This window comes from Bradyrhizobium sp. Crot121 (genome assembly GCF_059512385.1).
In genome coordinates this window covers 1-887 of record NZ_JCAMOR010000277.1, presented here as the reverse complement: position 1 = coordinate 887, position 887 = coordinate 1, and the positions used below count along the sequence as shown (strand labels likewise).

The following is an 887-nucleotide window of genomic DNA, read 5'->3' as shown; positions in this document are numbered from 1 at the left end:
GATCAGCGTCGTGCGTAATCTCGGATTTCCAGCTTTCGAAACGCCCTGTTCTCGATCAACGGATCCACTCTGCCAGGGCGTCGGCGCCAGCCCCGCGTAAGCAGCAACCTGGCGGCGATTATTAAAATGCCGGAACAGGCCTTCAGACCATAGGTTGGCAGCAAACTCGGCGCCGATGCCCTTGAGATTGAGCAGCATCGTGACAGGCGAAGGCGGTGCCGCGGCCGCTTGTGCGGCGATGAGCGCATCGCGTTCATCCTCAACCAGCTTGATCTGTTCGAGCAGCAGTTCTAGCCGATCGACTTCGCGGGAAATCTGGGCCTTCATGAGCACAGGTAGCGCACGCCCATCGCCGGTCCAGAGCTCGTCTAGCCGCTCACGTCGATCCTTGCGCAGTGGCTCATAATTCGCGATCCCTTGCGAGAACAACAGTCCCTTGATGCGATTGACGTGGGCGACACGCTCGACGATCAGCGCCTTGCGCTCGCGACAACTCCGTCGACGATCCTCTTCCTCGGGTGACGGAACCAGCACCATCGCACACACGCGCGGCTCGCCACGCTTGTAGGCCATTAGGGTTCGCAGCAGTGCCTCACCGTCGATGCGATCCGTTTTTGCCTGTCTGCGCCGGCGCGATGTCGCGATTGAAGCTGGGTCCACGACGTGGCTTTCGACCCCTTCTTTTTCAAGCACCCGATGAACCCAGAAGCCGTCGAGGCCGGCCTCCTGAATCGAGACGATCGGATAGTTATGCCCGGTCTTAGCTCGGCTTTTTTCGCGCAGCTTCGAAAACAGCGCGAACAACCCGGCCAGGTCTCCGGCTGACACCGAATGTTTCGACATCTTCTCGCCGTTTCCTGGCGACAACGAGGTTATCAGCCAACTAG

Annotated in this window: 1 protein-coding gene; it reads right to left on the bottom strand. The window is 59.6% G+C overall.

Going from position 1 to position 887, the window contains the following annotated elements; genetic code table 11:
- On the bottom strand, nucleotides 1-887 hold an 887-nt coding region (locus AC5ZGW_RS46500; RefSeq protein ID WP_245475252.1), incomplete at both ends, for an IS110 family RNA-guided transposase.